Below are 26,289 nucleotides of genomic sequence, written 5' to 3'. Positions count from 1 at the left end.
CCTCATCGCTCCCGCGCCAGTCGAGGGTCGAGCAGATCGCGCAGTCCGTCACCGAGCAGATTGAGGCCGAGCACCGCGATCGCGATCGCAGCGCCCGGATAGACCGCGAGCATCGGCGACTGGAACAGCAGCGTCTGCGCGTCGTTCAGCATCCGGCCCCAGGACGGCTGCGGCGGCTGCGTGCCGAGACCGAGATAGGACAACGCGGCCTCGGCAAGAATCGCGAGCGCAAACTGGATCGTCGCCTGCACGATCAGGATCGACATGATGTTGGGCAGCACGTGCTCGATGGTGATGCGAAACTTGCCCTTGCCAGCCGCACGCGCGGCCAGCACGAATTCGCGCGCCCAGATCGCGTTGGCCGAGCCGCGCGTCAACCGGATCAGCGTCGGGATCTGGAAGATGCCGATGGCGACGATCGAGGTCACCATGCCGGGCCCAACGACCGCAGCGAGCATGATGGCGGAGAGCACGGCCGGAAAGGCGAAGGTGAAATCGGAGAAGCGCATGATGATCTCTTCGGTCCAGCCGCGCCTGGCCGACGCGATCAGGCCGAGACAGACGCCGAAGGTGAGGCCGATGCTGACCGCGATGACGCCGACCATGATGGTGGAGCGGGCGCCGGCGAGCAGCAGCGAGACGATGTCGCGGCCGAAGACGTCGGTGCCGAGCCAGTGCGCGGCCGAGGGCGGCCGGAGCTTTGACGCGATGTCGATCTCATAGGGCGACCAGGGCGTCCACACCAGCGACAGCAGCGCCGAGGCGAGAACCAGCAGGCTCAGCGCGCCGCCGAGCACGAAGCTACGATGACGCAGCGCGCGGCGCCAGAAGGTCCGGGCCGGCAGAGGGCGCGCTATGGCCGGCGCGTCGACGAGGGTGGTCAGCGGCGCGCTCACAGATCGTGGACCTTGATGCGGGGATCGACAAGGGCATAGAGCACGTCGACCACGAAATTGACGATGACGACCATGGTCGCGAGCAGCATCACGCAGTTGCGCACCACGATGAGGTCGCGGTTGGCTATCGACTGGAAGATCAGGCGGCCGAGCCCCGGCAGATAGAACACGTTCTCGATCACGATGGTACCGGCGAGCAGATTGGCGAATTGCAGGCCCATCACCGTCATCACGGGAATCATGGCGTTGCGCAGCACGTGCTTCCACAGCACCTCGCGCTTGCCGAGGCCCTTCGCGCGCGCCGTGCGGACGAAGTCTTCGCGCAGCACTTCCAGCACCGCCGAGCGCGTGACGCGTGCCAGGATCGCGGCCTGCACCACCGCGAGCGAGATCGCCGGCAGCAGCAGCGACTTGATGCCGGGCCAGATGCCGTCCTCCCAACCGGGAAAGCCGCCCGCGGACAGCCATTGCAGCCGCACCGAGAACAACAGCACCAGCAGGATCGCGAACCAGAAATTCGGCAGCGCGATGCCCACCTGCGTCAGCGACATCACGCCGACGTCGCCGAGCTTGTTGTGGTTGGCGGCGGTGTAGATGCCGGCCGAGAGCGCCAGCGTCACCGTGATCAGCATGGACATCATCGCGAGCGGAATGGTCAGCACCAGCCGCTCCGCAATCAGGCTTGCGACCGGCGTGCCGTAGACATAGCTGTTGCCGAGATCGCCGACCAGCAGACCCTTGACCCATTGCAAATAGCGAACCGCCAGCGGCTGATCGAGCCCGAGCTTGACCGTGAGCGCGCGGACCGCGTCTGGCGAGGCGTCGGCGCCCATCAGCATCTGCGCAGCGTTGCCCGGGAGAGCATCCAGCACGAGGAAAATGATCACGGATGCGCCGACCAGCGTCGCCAGCAGGGTCAGCAGACGTCGAAGGACAAACACGCTCATGCGCTCACGAGCTCCGACGTCGTCCTGGCGAAAGCCAGGACCCATAGCCCCAGGGAGCGGTTTGGCGAAGACTCATCGTTCGGTACTGGCACCGCCCGTCACCGATCAATTCCGCGGTATGGGTCATGGCTTTCGCCAGGACGACACTGAGAGGGTTGCGGGCGCCGTGCCGCATTGGGACAAATACGCTCATGCACGCTCGGATTCAGGGCTCATCCGCAGCACGATCAACATGTCCGGGCATCGGAGGCAAGTGGTTTGCGAACAAGTCCTTTGCATGCCCGTCTCCTCAAGCCGGCCAACCGGACGGGAGGTCATGCGACGCCTCGAACAGCGCGCTCGCGCGCAGCAAGTCCGCGTCAGCGCGGAAGCGCCCGACGAGTTGAAAGCCGATCGGGAGGCCGTCGCGGTCGAAGCCGCAGGGCAGGCTGATCGCGGGGTGTCCGGTCATGTTGAACGGCATGGTCCAGGGGAACCAGTGCGGCCGGACGCTGTCAAAGTGCTTGCCGTCGATCTCGATGGTGCCGAACAGATCCTGATCGATCGGCAGGGCGGTCCGGGTGATGGTCGGCGTCGCCAGCAAATGCCCACGCGCAAGCAGAGACTGGACCCGGCGGAACAGCGCCGTGCGCGCGAACATCGCCTCCTGATAAGCGACGCCGCTAACGTCGGTGGCAAGCGCTAGCTGCTTCCGGAAGGCCTCGCTCAGCGCGTCCCCATGCTCGGCCGCGAGTTTTGCAAAGCGCGTCCGCCAGACCGTATGGTTGATGGCGCGCCAGATCGGCTCGATGTCGAACCCCTCGCCGGAGAATTCCTCGAGCTCGGCGCCCAGGCCCGCGAGTCGATCCAGGCTCGCCTTGAAGCTGGCTGCAACATCGGTAGACACAGGGCGTCCGGGCGGCGACAGGCAGTACAGGATCTTCTGCCCACGCAGATCCCCGCGCGGGGCGGCCGTGCCGATGAGGTCGGGCACGGGAACGCCGATCGACCAGGGATCGCAAGAATCCTCGCCGGCCATCGCCTGCATCATCAGCGCGGTGTCGGCGACGGTTCGCGTCATCGGCGTGACATAGGTCTGGTTGCCGAATACGTCCAGCGCCTGGCTGTGCGGGATGACGCCGTTGCTCTGCTTCAGCCCGACCACGCCGTTGCAGGCGGCGGGAATCCGCGTCGAGCCGCCGCCATCGGTCGCGATCGCCAGCGGCGCGATGCCGCTCGCCACCGCCACCGCCGCGCCGCCGCTCGAGCCGCCGGACGAACGCTCGGCGCTCCACGCATTGCGGGTGCGGCCGAACAGCGGCGAGTCGGTCAGGCATTTACTGCCGAATTCGGGCGTCGTGGTCTTGCCGATCAGGATGGCGCCTTGCGCGCGGAGCCGCGCGACCGCGACGGCATCCTCGTCCGGAACATTGTCCTTGTAAGGAATGGCGCCGAAACTGGTCTTCACGCCCCTGGTGTTGACGATGTCCTTGACGGTGACGGGGATGCCATGCAGCAGGCCGAGCGGCTCGCCGGCCATCAGCCTGCGCTCGGCCTCACGCGCGGCGGCAAGCGCTTCGTCGCCGCAGATCGTGATGAAGCAGTTCAGCTCGGGCTGGAGCGCTTCGGCGCGGGCGAGCACCGCGCGGGTGAGCTCGACGGGGGAGATCTGCTTTGTCGCGATGAGGCCGCGCAGCACGGTTGCGGACAGCAGGCAGGGATCACCGTTCATCGTCACATCGCTCCGAAGCCGGCCGCCGGTGGCCGATAGCATTGACAGCCAGGATGACAGTTTTGTTAACTCGCCGCCAATACGATTTTGAACATCAACCCATACGTTTTCGGTATGCCAATGGATCTTCGCCGGCTCCGCTATTTCGTCGCCGTCGCCGAGGCGCGCAGCGTCGGCAAGGCTGCCGAGCGGCTGCGGATGGCGCAGCCGCCGCTGTCGGTCCAGATCCGCAAGCTGGAGGCCGAGGTCGGTGCGCGGCTGTTCCGCCGCGGCACGAGCGGCATGGCTTTGACCGACGCGGGCCAGGCACTGCTGGCGCGCGCCGGCGAGGCGCTGGCGCTGGCGGCCGACGGCATCGAAGCCGCGCGCGCGGTCGCGGCCGGCACCCGTGGCCGGCTGTCCGTCGGCTACATGTTCGTGCTGGCGAACGCGATGCTGCCGCGTCTCATCCCCGAACTGCGGCGATCCATTCCCGGCGTCGATCTCGATTTCGCCGAGCTCAGTGCCTCGACGCGCGAGGCGCGGCTGCTCGATCGCAGCGTCACGGTCGCGCTGTGCATGCCGGCGATCCACCATCCCGAGATCCAGGTGGCCCGGATCGGCGCGCAGCCGTTCATGCTGGCGGTGCCAAACCGTTCGCCGCTTGCGCGCCTGAGCGCGGTGCCAATGATACGACTCCAGGGCCGTCCACTGATCGCGCTGCCGCCGCCGGAGCGAGACCCCTCCTCCTCCGCGGTCGCGGCCCTGCTGCGGCGGCATCAGATCGTGATGCCGATTGCGAGCCGGGTGGAGACGGTGCATTCGGCGATGAGCCTGGTTCTCGCCGGTGAGGGTCTTGCAATCCTGCCCGCCTGCGCGCAGCTCGGCGCGCCGCGCGGGGTCGTGTTCCGGCCGTTGCGGGATGCGACCGATTCCATCGATATCGCGGTCTGCTGGCGACGGGACTCCCAGAGTCCGCTGATCCGCACTTTCCTGAAATGCGCCGAGAAGGCTGTTGCTCGGCTGTGAGACGTGCTTCCCCTCTCCCCTTGTGGGAGAGGGTGGCTCGCCGCGTAGCGGCGAGACGGGTGAGGGGTTCTCTCCGCGCGTGACCTCATGTTTGTGAATTCGCGGAAGCAACCCCTCATCCGGCGCTTCGCGCCACCTTCTCCCACAAGGGGAGAAGGAAAAAGCGAATTACCAGCTCCAACTGATCTCGTGGCTCCAGGGCGGATCGGCGCCCGGACGGGTGCAGGTCAGCCCGGCGCAATTGGCGGCAAAGAACAGCGCGCGGCGAAGCTCGTCTGCGCCGATATCCTTCAGTTGCTGCCGGGCGAGACGTCCCTGCTTGTGCAGGGCGAACAATAACGCCGCCTGAAAACTGTCACCCGCGCCAATGGTGTCGGCGACCACGACCTTGGGGGCGGCGACCTCGATCTGCCCTGCCCCCGCATGCCATGCGATCGCACCGTTGTCGCCACGGGTGATGACGACGAGGCTCGCGCCGCGTGCGAGCAGCGTGCTCGCACGCTGGTGATACGGCTCCTCGGCGAACAGATAGGTAAAATCGACGTCCGACATCTTGATGAGATCGGCACAGCCGGCAAACTCGGCCATGCGGGCGAGATAAGCCGGCTTGTCCTTCACGAGGTTGGGCCGGCAATTCGGATCAAAGGAGATTGTCGAGGACGCTCCTGCGTCCGCGATCAGGGCCCTGGTCTCGGTCGCGCCCTGGTCGTTGACGAGCGTGGTCGAGCCGACATGAAGAACTTCGACCGTATCGAAGGGAATGGAGCCGCGCCGGTAGCTCCAGTTCCGCGTCGCGGTCTCGGCGTCGTAGAAGGCGTAATGCGACTCGCCGGCGACGATGCGAACGAAGGCGAGCGTGGTCTGGCGATCGCTGCGGGCGGCGAGCGCGAGCTCGACATTGGAGGCAGCGGCGTGGTCGGCGATCATGCGTCCGAACATGTCCGTCGAGATCCCGCCGACAAAGCCGGTCGGCGCGCCGAGCCGCGCCATGCCGATTGCGACGTTCAGGCAGGAGCCGCCGACCGCCGGCATCACCGCTTCGCGCCCGTCGATGTTTCGCGTCGGGACGAAATCGATCAGCGCATCGCCGCAGGAAATCAGCATCCGTTTCAAACTCCCACTCGCATCGCGGCGCGGCTGCCGCGATCGACCTCGCGCAGCAACTTGTAAACCTCGCGCTTGCGGGCGTGAAAGGCGGCGATGTCGGGCGTGGTCGGCTCGCTCCTCCGTCCCAGCGCCGACATCTTTGCCATGGTCTCCCCGATCGAGGCATAGGCGCCGCCTGCGACTGCGCCGAGCATCGCGGCGCCGAGCAGCACGGGCTCCCTGGTCTGCGGCAGCGCGACCGTGAGGCCGGTCGTATCGGCCATGATCTGCCGCACCAGCGGACTGCGGCTGGCGCCGCCACCCATGATCATGATGCTGGAATGGACGCCATGCGCGGCAAAGGCCTCGATCACCTCGGCAAGCCCATAGGCGAGCCCGCACAGACCGCCGACGAACAGCCGTTCCATCGAGGCGATGTCGGTGTCGAGATCGAGGCCCGCGATCACCGCGCGCGTGTCAGGGTCGGCATAGGGCGAGCGGTTGCCGATGAATTCGGGGAGGACGTGAATGTCGCGTGCCAGCAGCGCGGCACGGCTGGCATCGCCGGCGCGCGCGATGATGCGGCGCTCGAGGAAATCGATGAGGTCGAGCCCCTCCGCTCGCGCCGCAGCGCTTGCCTCGGCATGGCCCGGATGCGACTTGAGAAGATGGTCGATCGCGGCGCCCGCGGCGGACTGGCCGCCCTCGTTGAGCCAGAAGTCCGGCACCATGCCGGAATAATAAGGGCCCCACACGCCCGGAACGAAGCACGGCTCCTTCGTCGTCGCCATGATGCAGGCCGACGTTCCCATGATGTAGGCGAGGCGATCGCTGACATCGGTGGCACCGCCCGCACCGTCGCGACCACCGATCGCACCGATGCCGCCGGCATGGGCGTCGATCAACGAGGCGCCGACCGGCGTGCCCGGCGACAAGCCAAGATCGGCGGCCGCCGTACTGGTAAGCCCGGCGCCGAGCCGCGTGCCGGGCGCGACGATCTCGGTGCCGATGCGGGCGTATGTCTCGTTGACGAAGTCCGACAGGCCGATGCGCTTGAAGAATGGCGCGCTCCAGCCGCCGCCGTCATGGGCGAGATAGTTCCATTTGCAGGTGACCGTGCAGGTCGAGCGCTGCAGCGAGCCGGTTGCGCGCCAGGTCAGGAAGTCCGCCAGATCGAAGAAGTACCCTGCGGCGTCGAAGCTCGCGCGCATGTGCCGCTTCAGCCACAGCAGTTTCGGCATCTCCATCTCTGGCGAGATCGAGCCGCCGACATAGCGCAGCACGGCATCACCGGTCTCGTTGATCAGCCGCGCCTCGGCCGTGGCGCGGTGGTCCATCCAGACGATGACGTTGCGTTGCGCCTCGCCGGAGGCGCTGATGGTGAGCGGATCGCCTTGTCGGTCGAGCACCACGAGGGAACAGGTGGCGTCGAAGCCGATACCGCCGACGCTGTCGGGCGCGATTGCAGCTTCCGCCATCGCGGCCCGCACCGACGCCGTGCAAGCGTCCCAGATATCCTGGGACGATTGTTCGACGATGTCACCGGCCTCATGCCATATCGTGATCGGATGCCGTGCGATCGCCAGCAAGGTGCCCGCTTCGTCGAACACTCCGGCCCGCGTGCTCGTGGTCCCTACATCGACGCCGATATACGCTCGCGGCATTGTCGCCCCCGGAAGCTCTCGTCAGTTTTGACGCAAGCCTACCAGCAAGTGTAGCCGCCATCCACCAGCACGATGCTGCCGGTCATCAGGCTCGCGGCCTCGGACGAGAGGAACAGCACGACGGAGGCGATCTCCTCGACCTGCCCCATCCGCGCCATCGGGGTTCCACCGATCCAGGCGTCGTACATTCTCGGATTGCTCTTCACGAACGCGTTGAGCGGCGTCTCGATATAGGTCGGCGCCACCGCGTTGACGCGGATGCCACGCGCCCCCCATTCGGCGGCGAGCGATTTCGTCAGATGGTGCACGCCAGCCTTGGAGGCATTGTAGAAGCACTGCTCCTGCGGCTTGTTGACGATGAAGCCGGACATCGAGCCGACATTGACGATGGCGCCGCTCTTCGCTTTCAGCATGTGCTTGCCGAACTCACGGCAGCACCAGAAGGTGCCGTTGAGATTGACGTCGATGACGTTGAGCCAGTGCTCGTCGGTCACGGTCTCCGCCGGCGTCTCGCTGCGAGCGATGCCGGCATTGTTGACCAGGATGTCGACCTTGCCGTGGCGGGCGACGAGGTCGTTGGCCACTTCCGCCACGCGCTTGGTGTCGGTGACGTCCATGATCGCCGTCTCGGCGTCATAGCCCTTCGCCTTCAGGCTGGCTTTCGCACTGTCGGCGACCTTGCTGTCACGATCGCCGATGACGACCCTGGCGCCGGCTTCGGCCAGCGCTTCGGCGCAGGCGAGCCCGATGCCCTGCCCGCCGCCGGTGATGAACGCGGTCTTGCCGTTCAGCTTGAATTTTTCCAGGTACATGTTGCTTTTCCGTTTCTTGCCGTTTCTTGCCGCCGCTTCTTGTCAGCCCCGGATGGCGTTGCCGCTTGCGTCGAAGCGATGGATGCGCGCGGGCTCCGGCACCAGCGATACATGGTCGCCGGCGTGCAGGCTCAATTCACCGACGTAGCGCGCCGTCAGCATGCCGAGCTGACCGGCATCGACATAAAGGAAGGTGTCGCTGCCGAGGTGCTCGGCCACCGCGATCGTTCCCTGCCAGCCGCCGGCGCCGTCGCGCTCGATCTTGAGATGCTCCGGCCGTACGCCGATCGTGGCCGCGCCCTTCTGCAACGCGTGCTCGCCGGTCACGAAGTTCATCTTCGGCGAACCGATGAAGCCGGCGACGAAGAGGTTGGCCGGCTTCTCGTAGAGATCCAGCGGCGAGCCGTATTGCTCGATCTTGCCGCCGTTGAGCACGACGATCTTGTCGGCCATGGTCATGGCCTCGACCTGGTCGTGGGTGACATAGATCGCGGTGGTGCCGAGCTGCTTCTGAAGCCGTGTCACCTCGATCCGCATCTGCACGCGCAACGCCGCGTCGAGATTGGAGAGTGGTTCGTCGAACAAAAACGCCTTGGGCTCGCGGACGATGGCACGCCCGATCGCGACGCGCTGGCGCTGGCCGCCGGAGAGCTCGCGCGGCTTGCGATCGAGATAAGGGGTGAGGTTCAGCGTTGCGGCGGCGGCCTCGACCTTGCGGTTGATCTCGTCCTTGGAAAGGCCCGCCATCTTCAGGCCGAAGCCGATGTTGCCGCGCACGCTCATATGCGGATAGAGCGCATAGGACTGGAACACCATCGACAGCCCGCGCTTGGCTGGCGGCGTGTCGACCACGTTCTTGTCGTCGATCAGGATCTTGCCGCCGGAGACGTCCTCGAGCCCCGCGATCAGCCGCAACAGCGTGGTCTTGCCGCAGCCCGATGGCCCTACGAACACCACGAACGACCCGTCGGCAATCTCCAGGTCCGCGCCCTTGATGATGTGCACGGGGCCGAAGGATTTCTGCACGTCCTGAAGTGTGATCTGACCCATGATCCGGCAGCCCTTCCTACTTTACCGCGCCAAACGTGAGCCCGCGCACGAGCTGCTTCTGGCTGAACCAACCGAGGACGAGAATGGGCGCAATCGCCAGCGTCGACGCCGCCGACAGCTTTGCCCAGAACAGCCCCTCCGGGCTCGAATAGGACGCGATGAACGTGGTGAGCGGCGCAGCGTTCGAGGTCGACAGATTGAGCGTCCAGAACGCCTCGTTCCAGGCCAGGATCAGGTTCAGCAGCATGGTCGATGCAAGCCCCGGGATCGCCATCGGCGTCAGGACATAGACCAGCTCGCGGCCGATGGTGGCGCCGTCCATGCGCGCGGCTTCCAGGATGTCGCGCGGGATCTCCTTGAAATAGGTGAAGAGCATCCAGATCACGATCGGCAAGTTTCCCAGGCACAGGATGAAGACGAGCCCGATGCGGGAATCGAGCAGGCCGAAGGACTTGTAGATCAGGTAGATCGGCACCAGCACGCCGACCGGCGGCATCATCTTGGTCGAGAGCATCCAGAGCAGGATGTCCTTTGTGCGCTTGGTCGGCGAGAACGCCATCGACCAGGCGGCGGGGATCGCGATCAGCAGTGCGATCAAGGTCGAGCCGCCGGCGATGATGATCGAGTTCATCGCGTGGAGGAAATAGTCGCTGCGCTCCTGAACCGTCGCGTAGTTCTCGGTGGTCCAGTGGAAGAACAGGAAGGACGGCGGAATCGCGAAGGCCTCAAGTTCGGTCTTGAAGCTCGCCAGCACCATCCAGAGGATCGGGAAAAAGATCAGGAAGCCGAAGAACCACGCCCCAATGGTCGAGACCACCACCCGCTGCCTCGTCGCCATACGCGCCATGTCTCATGCCTCCAGATTGCGGCCGACGATACGGACGAGGAAAAAGGCAACAATGTTGGCGATCACGACAGCGACGAGGCCGCCCGCCGAGGCGGTGCCGACATCGTACTGGATCAGTGCCTGCGAATAGATCAGGAAGGCGATGTTGGTGGTCGAGAGTCCCGGGCCGCCGCCCGTGGTGACGTAGATTTCCGCAAAGACGGTGAGCAGGAAGATCGTCTCGATCAGGATCACCACCGTGATGGGACGCGCGAGGTGCGGGAGCGTAATGTAGATGAAGGTCGAGACCGCGCTGGCGCCGTCCATTTCGGCGGCTTCCTTCTGCTCCTCGTCGAGCGACTGCATCGCGGTGAGCAAAATCAACGTCGCAAACGGCAGCCATTGCCACGACACGATCAGGATCACCGCGAGCAACGGCGCATCGGTAAACCAGTCGATCGGCGTCAATCCGAACACCGAAGCGATCCAGGCAAACAGCCCGGACACCGGATGCATCAGCAGGTTCTTCCAGACCAGCGCGCTCACCGTCGGCATGACGAAGAACGGCGCGATCACCATCAGCCGCACGACGTTGAGGCCGATCACGGGCTGGTCGAGCAACAGCGCCAGCGGAATTCCGAGCAGGACGGTCAGCGCCAGCACCGAGCCGACCAGCACCAGCGTGTTCTGAAGGGAGGCGAGGAACGCGGGATCGGTCAGGAAGTAGCGGAAATTTTCCAGCCCGACGAATGATTCCGAGCCGGGATCGAGCAGACTGTAGTGCAGCGTCGAGAAATAGAGCGTCAGCGCGAGCGGGACGATCATCCAGATGAACAGCAGCCCGACGGCCGGCGTCAGGAGCGTCCGTGCGAGAAGCTGCGTCTGCCGGGTCGCCATTTTTGGCTTCTCCGCTTGCGGAAAGAAGGCGGCCATCCCTCCCTGGCGGTGGATGGCCGCAAGTCTGAGCTCAGGAGGGAGAGTTCGAGCTCACTTGATGTAGCCGGCGCGCTTCATCTCGCGCTCGGTTGCGGATTGCGCTGCGGCGAGCGCGGCATCGACCGTCATCGAGCCCGCAAGAGCCGCCGAGAATTGCTGGCCCACCTGGGTGCCGATGCCCTGGAATTCGGGGATCGCCGCATATTGCACGCCGACGTAAGGCACCGGCTTCACCGTCGGCTTGTTCGGATCGGCGGCGTCGATCGAGGCCAGCGTCAGCTTGGCGAACGGGGCGACCTTCAGATAATCGGGGTTCTGGTAGAGCGAGGTTCGGGTGCCCGGCGGCACGTTGGCCCAGCCCTCCTTCGCAGCCACGACCTTGGTGTAGTCCTTGCTGGTGGCCCAGGCGATGAACTTCTCGGCGGCTTCCGCTTTCTTCGAGCCGGCGGGGATTGCGAGACTCCAGGCCCACAGCCAGTTGGCGTTCTTGCCGAGCCCGGTGTTGGGCGCCAGCGCGAAGCCGACCTTGTCGGCGACCTTGGAGTCCTTCGGATTGGTGACGAACGACGCCGCGACGGTGGCATCGATCCACATTGCGCACTTGCCGGCATTGAACAGCGCGAGGTTCTCGTTGAAGCCGTTCGAGCTCGCGCCGGGAGGGCCGGCCTGCTTCATCAGGTCGACATAGGTCGTGAGCGTCGCCTTCCATTCCGGGGTGTTGAACTGCGGCTGCCACTTCTCGTCGAACCAGCGTGCGCCATAGGAATTGGCCATGGCGGAGAGGAACGCCATGTTCTCGCCCCAGCCGGCCTTGCCGCGCAGGCAGATGCCGTAGACGCCGGCGCTCTTGTCGGTGAGCTTCTTGGCGGCGTCGACGACAAAATCCCAGGTCGGCTTTTCCGGCATCTTGAGGCCGGCCTTGTCGAACAGGTCGGTGCGGTACATCACCATCGAGCTCTCGCCGTAGAACGGCGCGGCGTAGAGCTTGCCGTCGACCGAGACCGCATCCTTGATCTTGGGCAGGAGGTCGGCGACGTCGTAGTCGGCGCCAAGATTGGCGAGCGGCACCAGCCAGCCCTTCTTGGCCCAGATCGGCACCTCGTAGGTGCCGATGGTGAGGACGTCGAACTGGCCGCCCTTGGTGGCGATGTCGGTGGTGACGCGCTGGCGCAGCACGTTCTCCTCAAGCGTCACCCATTTGACCGATATATCGGGGTTCTTCTTGGTGAATTCACCCGTCAGCCCCTGCATGCGGATCATATCGCCGTTGTTCACGGTGGCGATCGTCAGGGTGGTTTCGGCCATCGCGGGGACGGCCAGCAACAGGCAAGATGCGCCGCAGACGGCGCCAAGGACGTGTTTCACGGTGACCTCCCTAGGATCGCGCTTTTGAGCATATACCCACGCGTTGGGCGTATGTTCGACTGAGGGCGAGCCATTGTCAAGCAGGCACAAAGCTGTTCGCGCAACTTATGAGTGCTGCGGTGCGGGAGCGAGTGATGTCTGCAAGAAGGCGCCGCGGGTTCGTCACCTCTCCCGCTTGCGGGAGAGGTCGTATCGCATCGCAGATGCGATACGGATGAGGGCTTTCTCCTCTTGGGGAATCTTGCCAGCGGAGAGACCCTCTCCCCAGCCCTCTCCCGCAAGCGGGCAAGGGAGCGCAGTCCCATTGCCGCGGCGGCTTACGCCCTACCGCTCCAGAATCGCCCGTGCGGTCGCCTCGTCCGTGATCAGCCCGTTGATCAACCGTCCATTCAACGCCGCCGCGATCGCCGGCACCTTGGCTGCGCCGACCGCGGCGCCGATCGTGGTGGTCTTCGCCGGGACCTCCGGCGGGATGCTGGTCAGGCGTTTGTTGGTGCCGGCCTTGAGCAGGCGGCCCTTGGCGTCGTACGCCCAGCCTGTGATCTCGCCGATCGCCCCCTGCCGCATCATCTCGAACAATTCGTCGCGGGTGACGAAGCCGTCGACATGGACCTGCGCCTTCTGGTCCATCTGGCCGATGCCGACGAGGCGCAAATCCGCCTTGGCCGCGACCGCCTTCACCTTTTCGATCGGCTCGATCCGGACCATCTTGTTGCGCTCATCCTCGGACGACATCAGGAACGGTAGCGGCATCGGATAGTGCCGCGCACCGGTGCGGTCGGCGAGCCGGCCGACGGTGTCGTAGAAGCTCGCCGAACCGTCGGCGGAGATATTGCCGACCAGCGAGACGATCTGGTGGTTGGGCCGGTCGATCGGCGTGACGCGCTCGACCGCGGCGCGCACGGCGCGTCCCGTCCCGAGCGCGACGATGACGGGGGTCTCCGAACGCAGGGTGGAATCGAGCAGGTTGGCGCAGCGTTCGGCAATGCCCGCTGTGGCCTGCGGCGCGGCGGAATCCGCCGGCACCACCTCGCAATGAGTAAGCTCGAAACGCTGCTTCAGACGCGCCGCCAGTTCCATGCACGCGGCGATGGGATGTTCGAGCCGGAAGGTGATGAGCCGCTCGGCGAGACACAGCGACACCAGCCGCTGCGCCGACGCGCGGGACACCTGGAGCATCTTTGCGATCTCGTCCTGGGTGTGACCGGCAATGAAATAGAGCCAGCCGGCACGCGCGGCGTCATCGAGCCTGGACTTTTCGTTCTCGGCGGCCATGGCAGACGTCAGGCGTCCTTCCAGAAATCGATCATGCGCGCGAAGACCCGGTCGGCCCCCGCACCCGACAGTATAGCCTGCCCGTCGCGGCCGCGATAATGGCTGCCGCCGGCAAATCCCCAGACCGTCATGCCGGCCGCCTTGCCCGCCTGCACGCCGCTCGCACTGTCCTCGATCACCAGCGTGCGCGCAGGTTGCGCGCCCGTCTGCTCGGCTGCGTAGAGAAAGAGATCAGGCGCCGGCTTGCCATGCCTGACCATCTGCGCGGTGTAGATCCGATCGCCGAAATGCGCCCGCAGGCCGGTGACGTCAAGAGAGAGCGCGACACGGTCGATATCGCTGGACGAGGCTACGCAAAATGGTATCCGCAATTCCGATATCACGGTGGCAACACCCGCGATCGGCTGGAGTGATCCGGCAAACGTGCTCAACACATGCGACTTCAAGCGCGGCAGAAAGCCGTCCGGCACGACCTGCCCGAGATCCCGATAGTGCTGCTCGACCGCTTTGGTGCTGCGTCCGAGAAAGAGCTCGAACGCCTGCTCCGGGCTCAGCGCGATGCCGCATTCGGCCAGCACGTCGGACAGGCACCGACAGCTCAACAGCTCACTGTCGACCAGCACGCCGTCGCAGTCGAAGATGATCAGATCGAGTTTCGGCCGGCCCTGGTCCATCCCAGCATTCGATCATATACCCAAATGGTGGGCAATAGCTCACCCAAGGCCGGAACGCCGCACCCTTTCCTGAATCAGTGCGCCACCTGCCGGTAAATCGCCGGCAGGGCCGCGGGCAGTCGGCGGATGTTGCCGACGATGGCGTAGCCTCCACGCCCGAACAGCGTCGGGAAATAGGATTGCGCGGTTGCGTCCACCGTGACGCCGAAGGCGGCGATGCCGAGCCGGCGCGCCTCCTGCACCGATTTGCGGGTGTCCTCGACCGCGAAGCGGCCTTCGTAGTGATCGACATCGTTCGGCTTGCCGTCGGTGAGGACGAGCAGCAGCTTCTTGCGCTGCGGCTGACGCGCGAGCTCGGCCGAGGCGTGGCGCACCGCCGCGCCGATCCGCGTGTAATAGCCGGGCTTCAGCGCACCGATACGACGCTCCACTGCCCCGCTCATCGGCTCGCCGAAGGCCTTGACGGTTTCGAGCCGCACCCAGAACCGCCGGCGCGAGGTGAAGGTCAGGATGCTGTGATGGTCGCCGCAGGCCGACAGGCCGTGCGCGAGCACGAGTAGCGCCTCCTTCTCGACGTCGAGCACGCGATGGCCGTCGACCCAGGCGTCCGTCGAGAGCGAGACGTCGACAAGCAGTGTGACGGCGAGATCATGCCCCTGCGGGCGCATCGCGACATGGATGCGATCGAGACCGCCGCCGCTGCCGGCGCGAAGATCGCACCGGGCGCGCACGAGCGCGTCGAGGTCGAGATCGTGCCCGTCGGCCTGGGCGCGCATCAATTCGCGGCGCGGCCGCAAGATCTCGAAGCGCTGCCGTACCTGACGGATATGCCGGCGCATGGTCTCGTCGGGCGACCAGATCTCGCCGGTCTCGGACGCGGCGCCCGCGAGCACGCGGCAATGATCGGGCAGGTAGGAGCTGCTGCGGCAATCCCATTCGGGATAGCTGAGGTCAGCGTTCAGCAGCGAGGCATCGAGGGCTTCCGGCGGCAGGTCGAGATCGAATTTGAGCCGGCTCGCCGGCTTGCCGCTGCGGCGGCTCAGCGTCATCTCCTCGAGATCGTCGGCGGCCTTCTGCGCGTCCGCGTCCTCGCTGTCGTCAGCCGGACGGTCGACATTGACCATCTCGGCCATTGCGAAAATCTTTTCGAAGCGGTTGAGCACGAAGGGATCGCGGCGGTTGGCGTTGTCCTCGCGCTCGCGCACGGCAAAGCGCTTGCGATTGTCCTGGCCCGCGTCCCCCGCGCCCGCTGCGCACTCGTCGTCGCCCGCATGCGCGGGCGAGAGCTCGCGCGTCCAGCAATCGCCCCAGAGCGGACATGGCAGGACCGAGCGATAGCCGGGCGGGGCCTTGTCCGGCAGCGGACCTGTCCCCATCATCGCCGGCCACAGCTGGCCTGCGGGCGCCTTTCCGGCCCCGAGCAGGGCCAGGACGATCTGCTCGATCTCCTGCTCGAGACGCGGCAACTGACGTTGCGGCCGGGCTTCGGCAGTTGCTGCGGCGAGCCGCGCGTAATCGGCGGCGAGCCCGGGAAACTGCGTGAGCACGAAGACCGCCGTCTCGCTCGCCCGGCGCAAGACCAGAAGGTCCCGCCGCAGCGGATCATCCTCCGTGATCGTCTCGATCGGCGCGACCGCGAACCACGCCGCAAGCCAGCGATAGAGGCATGCGTTGAGGTCGTGGTCGGCAAATATCGCGATGCGGTCGGGGAGGAAGATGGTCGTGGCGTCGCGGCCCGGCTGTTCGAGACGTTCGTCTCCAAGGCCGATGCGTTGCCGCCAGCCGAGCCGATGGCCCGCCCTGCGCGCGCCTGCACTCGCGATCTGAACGCCCGTCTCGCCCCCAAGCGCACGGAACATCACCGCGAGCCGGCCTCTCACCTCCGCAAGCGCGACCGCGTGATCATCGTGGACCGGATAGCTCGCGGTGCCGCCGACCATCCGGTGCCAGGCACGGCCGACCGTCTCCTCCAGTTCGAGGAAGTCGAGCATGGAACCTGCCTCACCCAATCACGGCGCGCGCGACATCCAGCAGCGCCGCCTTCACGTCGGAATCGTCGGTCAGCGGCTCGATCATGCCGGCGAGCACGGCATCGGCGATCGAGACTCCCGCCGCGATCAAGGTCGCGCAATACACCACGAGCCGGGTCGAGACGCCCTCCTCCAGATCATGCCCCTTCAGCGCCCGCAGACGTCCGGCGAGCGCGACCAGCGGCCGTACGCGATCCGGCGGCAGCCCGCTCTCGGCCGACACGACCGCAATCTCCTGCTCGGTCGGCAGGAAGCCGAACTCGATGGCGACGAAGCGCTGCCGCGTCGACGGCTTCAACGCCTTGAGCAGGGTCTGGTAACCGGGATTGTAGGAGACGACGAGCATGAAGCTCGCGGGAGCGACGAGCTCCTCGCCGGTTCGCTCCAGCGGCAGGATACGGCGGTCATCGGTGAGCGGATGCAGCACGACGGTGACGTCCTTGCGAGCTTCCACCACCTCGTCGAGATAGCAGATGCCGCCCTCGCGGACCGCGAGCGTCAATGGACCGTCGGTCCACACGGTGTCGCCGCCCCTCAGGAGATAGCGCCCCGTGAGATCGGCGGCAGTGAGATCGTCGTGGCAGGCGACGGTGTGGAGCGGCAAGCCGAGCAGCGCCGCCATATGCGCGACGAAACGCGTCTTGCCGCAACCGGTCGGCCCCTTCAGCAGAACCGGGAGCCGGTGCCGCCAGGCATGCTCGAACAGCGCACATTCGTTGCCGCTTGCAACATAGGCCGGTAGCGCAGGCGCGGCCAAGGCGTGAAGGGCTGCTTTCATGATTTCTCTCCGAAAATTCCTGAAGCGGCGGCCGCGATGGAAACGCGGCCGCCGTCACGCTTACTCGGCCGGCTGCAGCACGGCGGGAATGGTCGCCTGCCTTTCGCGGCCGGGCACCAGCACCGCCCAGACGAACATCAGCGCGGAGATCGCGACGAACACACCGGAGCCGAGCCGCACCCAGTAGAAGAACGCGAGCTGGTCCTGCACGTCCATGTAGCCCTGGCCGAGCACGCGCTGGAGATGGACCTGGACCACGCCGGCAAAGGTCAGCGCGAACGTCATGGTCATCATGGCCGTGCACATGATCCAGAAGCTCGTCATGCTGAGCCACTGGTTATAGGGCGCGCGTCCCTTGATCTGCGGGATGGCGTAAGCCATCACGGCAAGGTTGAGCATCACATAGGCGCCGAAGAAGGCGAGATGGCCGTGCGCGGCGGTGACCTGCGTGCCGTGGGTGTAGTAGTTCACCGAGGACAGCGTGTGCAGGAAACCCCAGACGCCGGCGCCCAGGAACGCCATTACCGAACAGCCAACCGACCACAGCAGCGCGGCGCGGTTCGGGTGCTTGCGGCCGGCCTTCCAGGTCATCTGCACCGTGAAGATCACCATCGTGAAGAACGGCGCGACCTCGAGCGTCGAGAACAACGAGCCGATCCACTGCCAGTAGCCGGGCGCGCCGATCCAGTAGAAATGGTGGCCGGTGCCGAGAATCCCCGAGAACAGCGCGAGGCCGATGATGACGTAGAGCCACTTCTCGACCACCTCGCGATCGATGCCATTGAGCTTGATCATGAGATAAGCGAGCACGGAGGCCATGATCAGCTCCCAGACGCCCTCGACCCAGAGATGGACGACGTACCACCAGTACATCTTGTCGACGGCGAGGTTCGCCGGATTGTAGAAGGCGAACAGGAAGAAGATCGCAACGCCCCACAGGCCGAACAGCAGGATGTTGGTAACAGTGGTCTTGCGTCCCTTGAGCGCGGTCATGGTCACGTTGAACAGGAACATCAGGCAGACGACGACGATGCCGACCTTGATGATGAAGGGCTGCTCGAGGAACTCGCGGCCTTCATGGTAGTGGAAGAGATAGCCGACCACCGCCACGCCCGCCGCGCCAAAGAACATCCAGAACTGGATCTTTGCGAGCAGCGGGCTGTACAGCTCGGTCTCGGTTTCCTCAGGCAGCAGGAAGTAGGTCGCGCCCATGAAGCCGATCAACGACCACACGATCAGCGCGTTGGTATGGATCATCCTGACGATGTTGAACGGCAGCAGCACCGACAGCGTGTTGGGCAGGACGTAGATGGTCCCGGCGAGGAGGCCGAACAGGACCTGGGCCAGGAACAGGGTCAGCGCGCCGTAGAAATACAGCATCGCGACTTTCTGGGTCTGATATTTCATCTCGGATCTCTCTGTCTTGAAAGAGGAAAGCGGCGGGCTCAGCCGGCCTTGTTCGGCGGCCAATCCTGGCGCTTGATGGTGCTCACCCATTGCAGGAAATCGGCGAGATCGTTGAGCTCCTGGTCGGTGAGGTTGAATTGCGGCATCTGCCGCCGGCCCTCCGCGCCCGAGGGCTGCGACTGCATCCAGGCCTTCAGCGTCTCTCGCGCGCCGGCCGGGTCTTCCTTGCCGCCCCATCGATCCCAGACGTTGCCGACTTCGGGCGCGAAATAGGCGCCTTCGCCGAGCAACGTGTGGCAGTTGATGCAGGAGTTCTTCTCCCAGACATGCTTGCCGCGGGCGACCGACGACGTCAGCGTCGCCGCGTCGGTCGATGTCGTGGCCATGTAGTAGTGGCTGTGCGCCGTCAGCCCGATGAAGATGGCGAAGAAAAAGGCCGAGCCGCCGTAGAAGACGTTTCGAGCGGCCGACTTGGTCAGGCGTTTAGCCATTGCCAATCCTTTCAATTGAGTCCCGTCGCGTAAATCGGTGATGCGATTTATTGCCGATTGGCACGGCCCGTTCTTTGTCAGGGCGCAAGGAGTGAGTCAGATCAGGGCGACGACGGCGGATGTGACCCAGGCAAACAGCACCACCATGAGGATCCAGGCGCTGACGACGCCGCGCCAGAGCGCAGGCGCCGCGCGAAGATCGAGGAAATCGAGCGCAATCCGACGGCCCTTGACGGCAGCCAAGGCCAGCAGCAGGGCGTTGCCGAGCAACGGCCGCGGCACCAGCGATGGCACCAGGATGGTCGCGAGCGCGAGGCCGATCAGCGCGAGCCAGGTGATGTCCAGGCGATTCGGCATCGTCACCGCACCAGATAAAGAATCGGGAACATCACGATCCAGACCAGATCGACCATGTGCCAGAAGGCCGTTCCCGTCTCGACGCCGAACGCTTCAGCGCGGCGGCAGACGAATGCGAGGATGATGATGCCGAGACAGACGTGCAGGAGATGGAAGCCGGTCAGGAGGAAATAGAGTGTGAAGAACGGACTGGTCTCGAGTCCGATGCCGCGTCCGATCTCTTCGGCATATTCGCCGAGCTTGATCGCCACGAACAGGCCGCCAAGCCCCATGGCCGTGAGGAGCCAGTAACGTGTCGCCCGGCTCTCGCTGGCCCGCGCGGCCTTCGTAGCCCGGGCTGCGGCCCAACCGCTCGTCACCAGCACGACAGTGTTCAATCCGGCGAGACCCGGATCAAGCGCCGCCTGCCCCGCCGCGAACACGGCCGGATGGATCGCGCGGGCGACCGTGAAGGCACCGAGAAACAGACCGAAGGCGGCGAGCTCGCTGAAGATCAGCACCCAGATCATGGGATCGCCGGGAAGATCGTCCAGAATTCCCCAGCCGTTTCCCTGTGGCTCGCAATCGGCTGCCGACATCTGCTCTTCCGGATCAGGACACCGGCCAGACTTAGCTCAGCCGTGTCGATCCGAGTTTGTGGCCGGACAAACTTGGGGAATGTCGATCAATTTGTTTGCGCCGTCGCAACGTCCGGCCGGCCGGGTCGCGATACCAAACGCCCCAGAGTTCGGTGGAGCTGCGAGCGATAGCATGAGCGATGCACAAATCGGGCTGATCACCGCGACCCCCATCATCATCGTCTTCGCCATCGCGCTGCGGCGAATGGGCGTGCTATCGACCGTCGCCACCGTCTCGGCGGTGAGCCTCTCCGTCGCAATCGCCGCGATGCTGTTCATGACGCAGTAATGACTGCCGTAGCCTCATCTGCGCTGATTGTACACGTCGATGCACACCGCCCCGAGCAGGACCAGGCCCTTGATGACCTGCTGGTAGTCGATGCCGATGCCGAGGATGGACATGCCATTGTTCATCACGCCCATGATCATGGCACCGACCACGGCACCGCCGACGCGGCCGACACCGCCATAGGCCGAGGCGCCGCCGATGAAGCAGGCCGCGATGACGTCGAGCTCGAAGCCGAGGCCCGCCTTCGGCGTTGCGGTGTTGAGGCGCGCGGCGAAGACGAGGCCGGCGAGCGCAGCGAGCACACCCATGTTGACGAAGGTGAGGAAGGTCAACCGTTCCGTCTTGATGCCCGACAGGCTTGCCGCTTTCGCATTGCCGCCGACGGCATAGACCTGCCGACCGATGACGGTACGGCGGGTAACGAAGCCGTAGAGCGCGATCAGCGCGGTCATGATGACCAGCACGTTCGGCAGACCGCGATGCGAGGCGATCAGATAGGTGAAATAGAGCACGGCGCAGGCCAGGAGAATGCTCTTGCCGAGGAAGAACGCGTAAGGCTCGACCTCGATGCCGTGCAGCTGCTCGCGCGAGCGCCCCTTGGCGCCGGCGTAGACGAGGCCGAGCGCGAGCACCGCACCGATCAGCATCGACGTCGGGTGCAGCGTGCCGGCCTCGGGCAGCATCTCCGGAATAAACCCCGACGACAATTTCTGGAAGGTCGCCGGGAACGGCCCGAGCGACTGGCCCTGCAACACCGCGAGCGCGAGGCCCTTGAACACCAGCATGCCGGCCAGCGTCACGATGAAGGAGGGGATCTTGAAATAGGCCACCCAATAGCCCTGCGCGGCGCCGATTGCCGCGCCCAGCAGCAGGCAGGCGATGAAGGCGAGCGTGTAGTCGACCTTGTAGGTCACCATCAGCACGGCGGCCACCGCGCCGACGAAGCCCGCGACCGAGCCGACCGAGAGGTCGATATGGCCGGTGACGATGACCAGCAGCATGCCCAGCGCCATGATGACGATGTAGCTGTTCTGGAGCACCAGATTGGTCAGGTTGAGCGGCTGGAGCAGCGTGCCGCCCGTCATGACCTGGAAGAACAGCATGATCGCGATCAGCGACATCAGCATGCCGTAATTGCGCAGATTGTTCTTGATGAAGCTGCCGTGCCGGCCCTCCTCGGGCAGCGAAACCGTCTTGTCGGTCATGGCTGCGATCCTCCCATCTCCGCACCCGCAAGGGCGCTGCTTCCATAATTTCTGTCGTTGCGCATGATGGCGCGCATGATCTTTTCCTGCGTTGCGTCTGCGCCCTTGAACTCGCCTACGAAGGCGCCGTCGTTCATGACGCAGATGCGGTCGCAGATGCCGAGCAGCTCGGGCATCTCCGAGGAGATCACCACGACGCCGCGGCCGGCTTCCGCAAGCTCGTTGATGATACAGTAAATCTCGTACTTGGCACCGACGTCGATGCCCCGTGTCGGCTCGTCCAGGATCAGCACTTTGGGGTCGGTCATCAGCCATTTCGACAGCACGACCTTCTGCTGGTTACCGCCGGAGAGCTGGCCGGTCTCCTGATAGACGTCGGAGCAGCGGATGCGCATCCGGTTGCGGTAGTCGCTGGCGACCTTCAGCTCGGCGATGTCGTCGATCACCCGGTTGGGGGCGACCTGGTCGAGGCTTGCGAGCGTGATGTTCTTGCGGACGTCGTCGGCGAGGATCAGTCCGAGCTGCTTGCGGTCCTCAGTGACATAGGCAAGGCCGGCGTCGATCGCGGCCGCGACGTTCGGCAGCACGATCTCGCGGCCTTCGAGCCTGATACGACCGCTGATATTGGTGCCCCAGGAGCGGCCGAACAGGCTCATGGCGAATTCGGTGCGCCCCGCCCCCATCAACCCGGCGATGCCGACGACCTCGCCGCGCTTGACGCCGAAATTGACGTTCTTGATCACCTGCCGCTCGGGATGGATGGGGTGATAGACCGACCAGTTCTCGACGGTCAGGACCGGCTCGCCGATCTTCACGCTGCGCTCGGGAAAGCGATGGGCGAGATCGCGGTTGACCATGCTGCGGATGATGCGGTCTTCCTGGATCGGCTCGGCGTGGCAATCAATGCTGTCGACGGTGCGGCCGTCGCGCAGCACGGTGATGTGGTCGGCGACCTTGGCGACCTCGTTGAGCTTGTGCGAGATCAGGATCGAGCCGATGCCCTGCGCGCGGAACGCCATCAGCCGCTCCAGCAGCGCGGCGCTGTCGGCCTCGTTGAGGCTCGCGGTCGGCTCGTCCAGGATCAGCATCCGCACCTGCTTGGACAGCGCCTTGGCGATCTCGACCAGCTGCTGCTTGCCGACGCCGAGATCGGTGATCAGCGTATCCGGCGATTCCTTCAGACCGACCTGCGCGAGCAGGTCGCGCGTGCGCCGATACACCTCGTCGCGATCGATGACGCCGAGCTTGGACGGCGGATGCGACAGGAAGATGTTTTCGGCAATCGACATCAGCGGGATCAGCGCCAGCTCTTGATGGATGATGATGATGCCGAGCGCCTCGGAATCGTTGATGTCGCGGAAGCGACGCTCCTCGCCATCAAAGATGATGGTGCCCTCGTAGCTGCCGGCCGGGTAGACGCCGCTGAGCACCTTCATCAGTGTGGACTTGCCGGCACCGTTCTCGCCGACAAGGGCGTGGATCTGCCCGGCTTCAACCGAGAAATTGACGTCGCGCAGCGCCTGGACGCCGGAAAAGCTCTTGCTGACGTTGCGCATCTCAAGCATTGCGGTCATCGGATCATTCTCCGGGGGCTTCCACAATCGTCATGGCCGGGCTTGTCCCGGCCATCCACGTGCAGCCGCTTGCGAAGAGGGACGTGAATGCCCGGGACAAGCCCGGGCAGGACGAGTTGATAAACATGCGCTTCGCCCTACCCCTAAAGAACTCCCTCTCCGCAGGTCGGGAGAGGGAGTAGACCTCTTACTGGAACTGCGCCTTCTTGTAGTAGCCGCTCTCGACCAGGACCTTCTCCCAATTGTCCTTGTAGACCACGACCGGCTTGAGCAGATAGGACGGCACGGTCTTGGCGCCGTTCTCGTAGGTCTTGGTGTCATTGACGGTGACCTGCTTGCCGGCAAGCGCAGCGTCGACCATGTCGGCGGTCACCTTGGCGAGATCGCGGGTGTCCTTGAAGATGGTCGAATACTGGTCGCCGCGCAGCATCGCCTTGATCGAGGGCACCTCGGCATCCTGGCCCGAGATGATGGGCATCGGCTGGCCGGCGCTGCCATAACCGACGCCCTTCAGCGAGGAGATGATGCCGATCGACAGGCCGTCATACGGCGACAGCACCGCGTTGACCTTCTTGTTGCCGTAGTAGGCACTGAGCAGATTGTCCATGCGGGCCTGCGCGGTGGCGCCGTCCCAGCGCAAGGTCGCGACCTTGTCCATGCCCATCTGGCCCGACACGACGACGAGCTTGCCGCTGTCGATGTACGGCTTCAGCACACTCATCGCGCCGTTGTAGAAGAAGTAGGCGTTGTTGTCGTCGGGCGAGCCGCCGAACAGCTCGATGTTGAAGGGGCCCTTGCCATCCTTGAGGCCGAGGCCCTGCACGATCGACTCGGCCTGGAGCACGCCGACCTGGAAATTGTCGAAGGTCGCGTAATAGTCGACGTTCGGCGTGCCGCGGATCAAGCGGTCATAGGCGATCACGGTGATGCCTTTTGCTTTCGCCTGCTTGAGCACGTCGGAGAGCGTGGTGCCATCGATCGCGGCGATCACCAGCGCTTTCGCGCCCTTGGTCACCATGTTCTCGACCTGGGAGAGCTGGTTCGGAATGTCGTCCTCGGCATATTGCAGGTCGGTATTGTAGCCGCGCTCCTTCAGCACCTTGACCATGTTGTTGCCATCGTCGATCCAGCGCGCCGAAGATTTGGTCGGCATGGCGATGCCGACTGTTGCTTTGTCCTGGGCCGAGGCGGTGACGCCTGCGGCCATCGTCGCGGCGCCGGCCAGCGCCAGCGCCAGGAATGTCGTCTTCAGTTTCAACATGTTTCGCTCCCTTGGATGTCAGACTGTTTTTTGGTGTCGTCGAGAAGTTTGGCGGTGTGCGGCTTCGAGCCTCCTATGCGAGCTTGACGTCAGGCTCCGCGCGACCATGCGCGGAGGCCTCCAACAGGAAGGTGTAGCCGGCTTGCGGATCGGCGGCACGCGCCGTCGCATCCATGTCCTGCCAGGCCGAGGTGACTAGGAGACGCGACAGATCGGGGCCGACAAAAACGGGGCAGCTCGCCTGCTTTGCCGGCACGCTCATCGAGCGCAGCCGCTCGCCTTGCGGAGAGTAGACGTTGATACGGCTCGCGCCCCAGCAGGCGTTCCAGATGTTTCCGTCCGCGTCACACACCGAACCGTCGAGGCCGCCGATGCCGGTGTGGCGCAGCAGCACTTCCGGCTCGCCGCGCGGCAGGCCGGTCGTGGGATTGAGCGGCACCGCATAGAGCACCGCGCGCGCAGTGTCGGCGAAGTAGCCAGTGGCGCCGTCGGGCGAGAAGCAGATCGAGTTGGGAATGCTGATGCGCGGAAACAGAATCGATATCTCGCCGTGATGGAATGCGTAGATCGCGCCTGCCCCTGCTTCCGCCTTGCAGCCCATGGTGCCGATCCAGAACGTGCCGGAGGGATGCACGCGGGCATCGTTGGAGCGGGTCGCGGGATTGTCGGCTTCGAGCGGACAGAGCAGCGTCATCGCGCCGTCGGCGATCTTGCGGATATAGAGCCCGTCTTCCGCGACGATCAACTGCCGTTCGGCATCGATCCGCCCAAGTGCGCTCGCCATCCGGCTCAGCGCATGGACGCGAATGCTGCCGCTGCCGAGCTGCGCCTCGAACAGTCGCCCCTCCCGGATATCGAACCACCAGGCCGTGTCCGTGCTCACGTCATAGGTCGGCCCCTCGCCGAGATGGCAAGGATCGTCCGAAAGAACCGAGGTCGGCACCTGTTCCATCAGGACCTCCTCATCGCAAAACGATAGACCGTATGATGGCGATAGACCTCGCCGGGCGCCAGGCGCGGGCTCGGGAAATCCGGCCGGTTCGCTGCATCCGGCCAGATATGCGGCTCCAGGCACATCGCGTCTGACTGCCGGTAGAGCTTGCCACCCTTGCCCGAAATCGTGCCGTCGAGATAATTACCCGAATAGACCTGCAGACCAGGCTGATCCGTGAACAGCTCCATGATGCGCCCCGAGCGCGGCGCCTCCAGCCGTGCCGCGAGCGCAAGCTTGCCGTCGCGCGCGAGACAGTAGGTGTGGTCGTAGCCCTTGCCGTTGCGCAATTGCTGGTGGCTCTCGCGGATGCGCTCGCCGACGGGCCGCGGCTCGCGGAAATCGAACGGCGTGCCGGCAACGCTGCGCGGCGGCTCCGGCAACGGAATGGCGGTGGGATCGATCGCGAGGAAATGCCCGGCGGCGACCGTCAGCTTGTGATCGAGAATGGGCGTCCCTGATGTCGCGCCTTCCAGATTGAAGAAGCTGTGGTTGGTCAGGTTCACGATGGTCGGCCGGTCGGTCCTCGCCTCCATGATCAGAGATAGCTCGGCCGGGCCGGTGACACGATAAGTCAGGCGAACGTCGAGACGACCGGGATAGTTTTCCTCGCCGTGCGGGCTCGTGTAGGTCAACGTGACCGCGGGCTCGGCGCCGTCGTCGATCTCCGCAATGTCCCAGAGCTTGCGGTCGAAGCCGTCGAGGCCGCCATGCAGCGCATTCGGACCATTGTTGACGGGAAGCTGCACCGTTTCGCCGTCGAGCGAAAATTGCCCGTTGGCGATGCGATTGGCGTAGCGGCCGACGGTGGCGCCGAAGAACTTTCGTTCGGCGAGATAGCCGGCGAATGCGTCATGGCCGAGCACGACGTCGTCGTAGCCACCCTTGGCGTCCGGCACGATCAAGGCCTGCAAGACTGCACCATGGGTGATAATGCGCGCCTCGAACCCGCCCTCTCCGCGCAGCACGATGCGCTCCACCTTGCGGCCGTCCGGCAGCGTTCCGAAGACATCTCTTTCTGTTTTCGATCCAGCCATGA

General features: G+C 65.0%; 25 protein-coding genes. 2 read left to right on the top strand and 23 right to left on the bottom strand.

Features of this window, described 5'->3' with window-relative positions; genetic code table 11:
- Positions 1–2: 2 nt before the first annotated feature.
- The 3 genes from AC0L3S_RS01115 to AC0L3S_RS01105 all read right to left on the bottom strand — a co-directional run bounded on the left by AC0L3S_RS01115 (position 3) and on the right by AC0L3S_RS01105 (position 3,554).
- Entirely contained in the window at positions 3–896 is an 894-nt protein-coding gene (locus AC0L3S_RS01115) for an ABC transporter permease (protein WP_473277809.1), read from the bottom strand.
- Positions 893–1,843, bottom strand: a complete 951-nt coding sequence (locus AC0L3S_RS01110) for an ABC transporter permease (RefSeq protein ID WP_473277808.1) — start codon at positions 1,841–1,843, stop codon at positions 893–895. The genes AC0L3S_RS01115 and AC0L3S_RS01110 overlap by 4 nt, the downstream gene beginning before the upstream one ends.
- A gap of 289 nt (positions 1,844–2,132) precedes the next feature.
- Positions 2,133–3,554 carry an amidase gene (locus AC0L3S_RS01105; protein ID WP_473277807.1) on the bottom strand — a complete coding sequence of 474 codons (1,422 nt, stop codon included), beginning with the start codon at positions 3,552–3,554 and terminating at the stop codon, positions 2,133–2,135.
- Between the two features lie 120 nt (positions 3,555–3,674).
- Here AC0L3S_RS01105 and AC0L3S_RS01100 point away from each other — a divergent pair, with 120 nt between their 5' ends.
- Positions 3,675–4,562, top strand: a complete 888-nt coding sequence (locus tag AC0L3S_RS01100; RefSeq protein WP_473258316.1) for a LysR family transcriptional regulator — start codon at positions 3,675–3,677, stop codon at positions 4,560–4,562.
- A gap of 168 nt (positions 4,563–4,730) precedes the next feature.
- Here the strand turns inward: AC0L3S_RS01100 and AC0L3S_RS01095 are convergent, their stop codons facing one another.
- The 15 genes from AC0L3S_RS01095 to AC0L3S_RS01025 form a co-directional block, all read right to left on the bottom strand.
- Positions 4,731–5,666, bottom strand: a complete 936-nt coding sequence (locus AC0L3S_RS01095; protein ID WP_473258319.1) for a carbohydrate kinase family protein — start codon at positions 5,664–5,666, stop codon at positions 4,731–4,733.
- Between the two features lie 5 nt (positions 5,667–5,671).
- The gene (locus AC0L3S_RS01090) at positions 5,672–7,312 is read right to left on the bottom strand and encodes an FGGY-family carbohydrate kinase (protein ID WP_473277806.1); all 1,641 of its coding nucleotides are present in this window, start codon (positions 7,310–7,312) and stop codon (positions 5,672–5,674) included.
- A 38-nt stretch (positions 7,313–7,350) separates the two neighbouring features.
- Positions 7,351–8,124: an SDR family NAD(P)-dependent oxidoreductase gene (locus AC0L3S_RS01085; protein WP_473258323.1), complete on the bottom strand. Its 774-nt coding sequence runs from the start codon at positions 8,122–8,124 to the stop codon at positions 7,351–7,353.
- A gap of 42 nt (positions 8,125–8,166) precedes the next feature.
- On the bottom strand, positions 8,167–9,174 hold the full coding sequence (locus AC0L3S_RS01080; RefSeq protein ID WP_473277805.1) for an ABC transporter ATP-binding protein: 1,008 nt from the start codon (positions 9,172–9,174) through the stop codon (positions 8,167–8,169).
- A 16-nt stretch (positions 9,175–9,190) separates the two neighbouring features.
- Entirely contained in the window at positions 9,191–10,021 is an 831-nt protein-coding gene (locus tag AC0L3S_RS01075) for a carbohydrate ABC transporter permease (RefSeq protein ID WP_007608460.1), read from the bottom strand.
- A gap of 3 nt (positions 10,022–10,024) precedes the next feature.
- Positions 10,025–10,897: a carbohydrate ABC transporter permease gene (locus tag AC0L3S_RS01070; protein ID WP_473277804.1), complete on the bottom strand. Its 873-nt coding sequence runs from the start codon at positions 10,895–10,897 to the stop codon at positions 10,025–10,027.
- Between the two features lie 90 nt (positions 10,898–10,987).
- Complete coding sequence (locus AC0L3S_RS01065) at positions 10,988–12,241, bottom strand: ABC transporter substrate-binding protein (protein ID WP_473258387.1); 1,254 nt, start codon at positions 12,239–12,241, stop codon at positions 10,988–10,990.
- 384 nt (positions 12,242–12,625) lie between these two features.
- On the bottom strand, positions 12,626–13,576 hold the full coding sequence (locus tag AC0L3S_RS01060) for a sugar-binding transcriptional regulator (protein ID WP_473277803.1): 951 nt from the start codon (positions 13,574–13,576) through the stop codon (positions 12,626–12,628).
- 8 nt (positions 13,577–13,584) lie between these two features.
- A complete protein-coding gene (locus AC0L3S_RS01055; protein ID WP_473258332.1) occupies positions 13,585–14,250 on the bottom strand; it encodes an HAD family hydrolase in 666 nt (221 codons plus the stop codon).
- Positions 14,251–14,324: 74 nt separating this feature from the next.
- Positions 14,325–16,241, bottom strand: coding sequence for a nitric oxide reductase activation protein NorD (locus AC0L3S_RS01050; RefSeq protein WP_473277802.1), 1,917 nt, complete (start codon positions 16,239–16,241; stop codon positions 14,325–14,327).
- 10 nt (positions 16,242–16,251) lie between these two features.
- A complete protein-coding gene (locus AC0L3S_RS01045; RefSeq protein ID WP_473277801.1) occupies positions 16,252–17,058 on the bottom strand; it encodes an AAA family ATPase in 807 nt (268 codons plus the stop codon).
- A gap of 60 nt (positions 17,059–17,118) precedes the next feature.
- The gene (locus AC0L3S_RS01040) at positions 17,119–18,465 is read right to left on the bottom strand and encodes a cbb3-type cytochrome c oxidase subunit I (protein WP_473258338.1); all 1,347 of its coding nucleotides are present in this window, start codon (positions 18,463–18,465) and stop codon (positions 17,119–17,121) included.
- 38 nt (positions 18,466–18,503) lie between these two features.
- On the bottom strand, positions 18,504–18,956 hold the full coding sequence (locus AC0L3S_RS01035) for a c-type cytochrome (protein WP_473277800.1): 453 nt from the start codon (positions 18,954–18,956) through the stop codon (positions 18,504–18,506).
- Between the two features lie 96 nt (positions 18,957–19,052).
- A complete protein-coding gene (locus AC0L3S_RS01030) occupies positions 19,053–19,313 on the bottom strand; it encodes a cytochrome C oxidase subunit IV family protein (RefSeq protein ID WP_473266650.1) in 261 nt (86 codons plus the stop codon).
- A gap of 2 nt (positions 19,314–19,315) precedes the next feature.
- The gene (locus AC0L3S_RS01025) at positions 19,316–19,891 is read right to left on the bottom strand and encodes a cytochrome c oxidase subunit 3 family protein (RefSeq protein ID WP_473277799.1); all 576 of its coding nucleotides are present in this window, start codon (positions 19,889–19,891) and stop codon (positions 19,316–19,318) included.
- Positions 19,892–20,063: 172 nt separating this feature from the next.
- Here AC0L3S_RS01025 and AC0L3S_RS01020 point away from each other — a divergent pair, with 172 nt between their 5' ends.
- Positions 20,064–20,219, top strand: a complete 156-nt coding sequence (locus AC0L3S_RS01020) for a hypothetical protein (RefSeq protein WP_473277798.1) — start codon at positions 20,064–20,066, stop codon at positions 20,217–20,219.
- Positions 20,220–20,233: 14 nt separating this feature from the next.
- Here the strand turns inward: AC0L3S_RS01020 and mmsB are convergent, their stop codons facing one another.
- The 5 genes from mmsB to AC0L3S_RS00995 form a co-directional block, all read right to left on the bottom strand.
- Positions 20,234–21,424, bottom strand: a complete 1,191-nt coding sequence (mmsB, locus tag AC0L3S_RS01015; protein ID WP_473266656.1) for a multiple monosaccharide ABC transporter permease — start codon at positions 21,422–21,424, stop codon at positions 20,234–20,236.
- Positions 21,421–22,998 carry a multiple monosaccharide ABC transporter ATP-binding protein gene (gene mmsA, locus AC0L3S_RS01010; protein ID WP_473266657.1) on the bottom strand — a complete coding sequence of 526 codons (1,578 nt, stop codon included), beginning with the start codon at positions 22,996–22,998 and terminating at the stop codon, positions 21,421–21,423. Before mmsA ends, mmsB begins: the two co-directional genes overlap by 4 nt.
- Positions 22,999–23,185: 187 nt before the next feature.
- Positions 23,186–24,259: a multiple monosaccharide ABC transporter substrate-binding protein gene (chvE, locus tag AC0L3S_RS01005; RefSeq protein ID WP_473277797.1), complete on the bottom strand. Its 1,074-nt coding sequence runs from the start codon at positions 24,257–24,259 to the stop codon at positions 23,186–23,188.
- Positions 24,260–24,332: 73 nt separating this feature from the next.
- Positions 24,333–25,211 carry an SMP-30/gluconolactonase/LRE family protein gene (locus AC0L3S_RS01000; protein WP_473277796.1) on the bottom strand — a complete coding sequence of 293 codons (879 nt, stop codon included), beginning with the start codon at positions 25,209–25,211 and terminating at the stop codon, positions 24,333–24,335.
- Positions 25,211–26,287 carry an aldose epimerase family protein gene (locus tag AC0L3S_RS00995; protein WP_473277795.1) on the bottom strand — a complete coding sequence of 359 codons (1,077 nt, stop codon included), beginning with the start codon at positions 26,285–26,287 and terminating at the stop codon, positions 25,211–25,213. The genes AC0L3S_RS01000 and AC0L3S_RS00995 overlap by 1 nt, the downstream gene beginning before the upstream one ends.
- Between the last annotated feature and the right edge of the window lie 2 nt (positions 26,288–26,289).

The sequence above is a fragment of the Bradyrhizobium sp. Ken01 genome (assembly GCF_055807355.1).
The sequence above is the reverse complement of the archived record's forward strand: the minus strand, read 5'-3'. Positions and strand labels throughout refer to the sequence as shown.

Coding starts and splice junctions, on each gene's coding strand:
- AC0L3S_RS01110 (WP_473277808.1), bottom strand. CDS start 1,843: ATGAGCGTGTTTGTCCTTCGACGTCTGCTGACCCTGCTGGCGACGCTG.
- AC0L3S_RS01105 (WP_473277807.1), bottom strand. CDS start 3,554: ATGAACGGTGATCCCTGCCTGCTGTCCGCAACCGTGCTGCGCGGCCTC.
- AC0L3S_RS01100 (WP_473258316.1), top strand. CDS start 3,675: ATGGATCTTCGCCGGCTCCGCTATTTCGTCGCCGTCGCCGAGGCGCGC.
- AC0L3S_RS01095 (WP_473258319.1), bottom strand. CDS start 5,666: ATGCTGATTTCCTGCGGCGATGCGCTGATCGATTTCGTCCCGACGCGA.
- AC0L3S_RS01090 (WP_473277806.1), bottom strand. CDS start 7,312: ATGCCGCGAGCGTATATCGGCGTCGATGTAGGGACCACGAGCACGCGG.
- AC0L3S_RS01085 (WP_473258323.1), bottom strand. CDS start 8,124: ATGTACCTGGAAAAATTCAAGCTGAACGGCAAGACCGCGTTCATCACC.
- AC0L3S_RS01080 (WP_473277805.1), bottom strand. CDS start 9,174: ATGGGTCAGATCACACTTCAGGACGTGCAGAAATCCTTCGGCCCCGTG.
- AC0L3S_RS01075 (WP_007608460.1), bottom strand. CDS start 10,021: ATGGCGCGTATGGCGACGAGGCAGCGGGTGGTGGTCTCGACCATTGGG.
- AC0L3S_RS01070 (WP_473277804.1), bottom strand. CDS start 10,897: ATGGCGACCCGGCAGACGCAGCTTCTCGCACGGACGCTCCTGACGCCG.
- AC0L3S_RS01065 (WP_473258387.1), bottom strand. CDS start 12,241: ATGGCCGAAACCACCCTGACGATCGCCACCGTGAACAACGGCGATATG.
- AC0L3S_RS01060 (WP_473277803.1), bottom strand. CDS start 13,576: ATGGCCGCCGAGAACGAAAAGTCCAGGCTCGATGACGCCGCGCGTGCC.
- AC0L3S_RS01055 (WP_473258332.1), bottom strand. CDS start 14,250: ATGGACCAGGGCCGGCCGAAACTCGATCTGATCATCTTCGACTGCGAC.
- AC0L3S_RS01050 (WP_473277802.1), bottom strand. CDS start 16,241: ATGCTCGACTTCCTCGAACTGGAGGAGACGGTCGGCCGTGCCTGGCAC.
- AC0L3S_RS01045 (WP_473277801.1), bottom strand. CDS start 17,058: ATGAAAGCAGCCCTTCACGCCTTGGCCGCGCCTGCGCTACCGGCCTAT.
- AC0L3S_RS01040 (WP_473258338.1), bottom strand. CDS start 18,465: ATGAAATATCAGACCCAGAAAGTCGCGATGCTGTATTTCTACGGCGCG.
- AC0L3S_RS01035 (WP_473277800.1), bottom strand. CDS start 18,956: ATGGCTAAACGCCTGACCAAGTCGGCCGCTCGAAACGTCTTCTACGGC.
- AC0L3S_RS01030 (WP_473266650.1), bottom strand. CDS start 19,313: ATGCCGAATCGCCTGGACATCACCTGGCTCGCGCTGATCGGCCTCGCG.
- AC0L3S_RS01025 (WP_473277799.1), bottom strand. CDS start 19,891: ATGTCGGCAGCCGATTGCGAGCCACAGGGAAACGGCTGGGGAATTCTG.
- AC0L3S_RS01020 (WP_473277798.1), top strand. CDS start 20,064: ATGAGCGATGCACAAATCGGGCTGATCACCGCGACCCCCATCATCATC.
- mmsB (WP_473266656.1), bottom strand. CDS start 21,424: ATGACCGACAAGACGGTTTCGCTGCCCGAGGAGGGCCGGCACGGCAGC.
- mmsA (WP_473266657.1), bottom strand. CDS start 22,998: ATGACCGCAATGCTTGAGATGCGCAACGTCAGCAAGAGCTTTTCCGGC.
- chvE (WP_473277797.1), bottom strand. CDS start 24,259: ATGTTGAAACTGAAGACGACATTCCTGGCGCTGGCGCTGGCCGGCGCC.
- AC0L3S_RS01000 (WP_473277796.1), bottom strand. CDS start 25,211: ATGGAACAGGTGCCGACCTCGGTTCTTTCGGACGATCCTTGCCATCTC.
- AC0L3S_RS00995 (WP_473277795.1), bottom strand. CDS start 26,287: ATGGCTGGATCGAAAACAGAAAGAGATGTCTTCGGAACGCTGCCGGAC.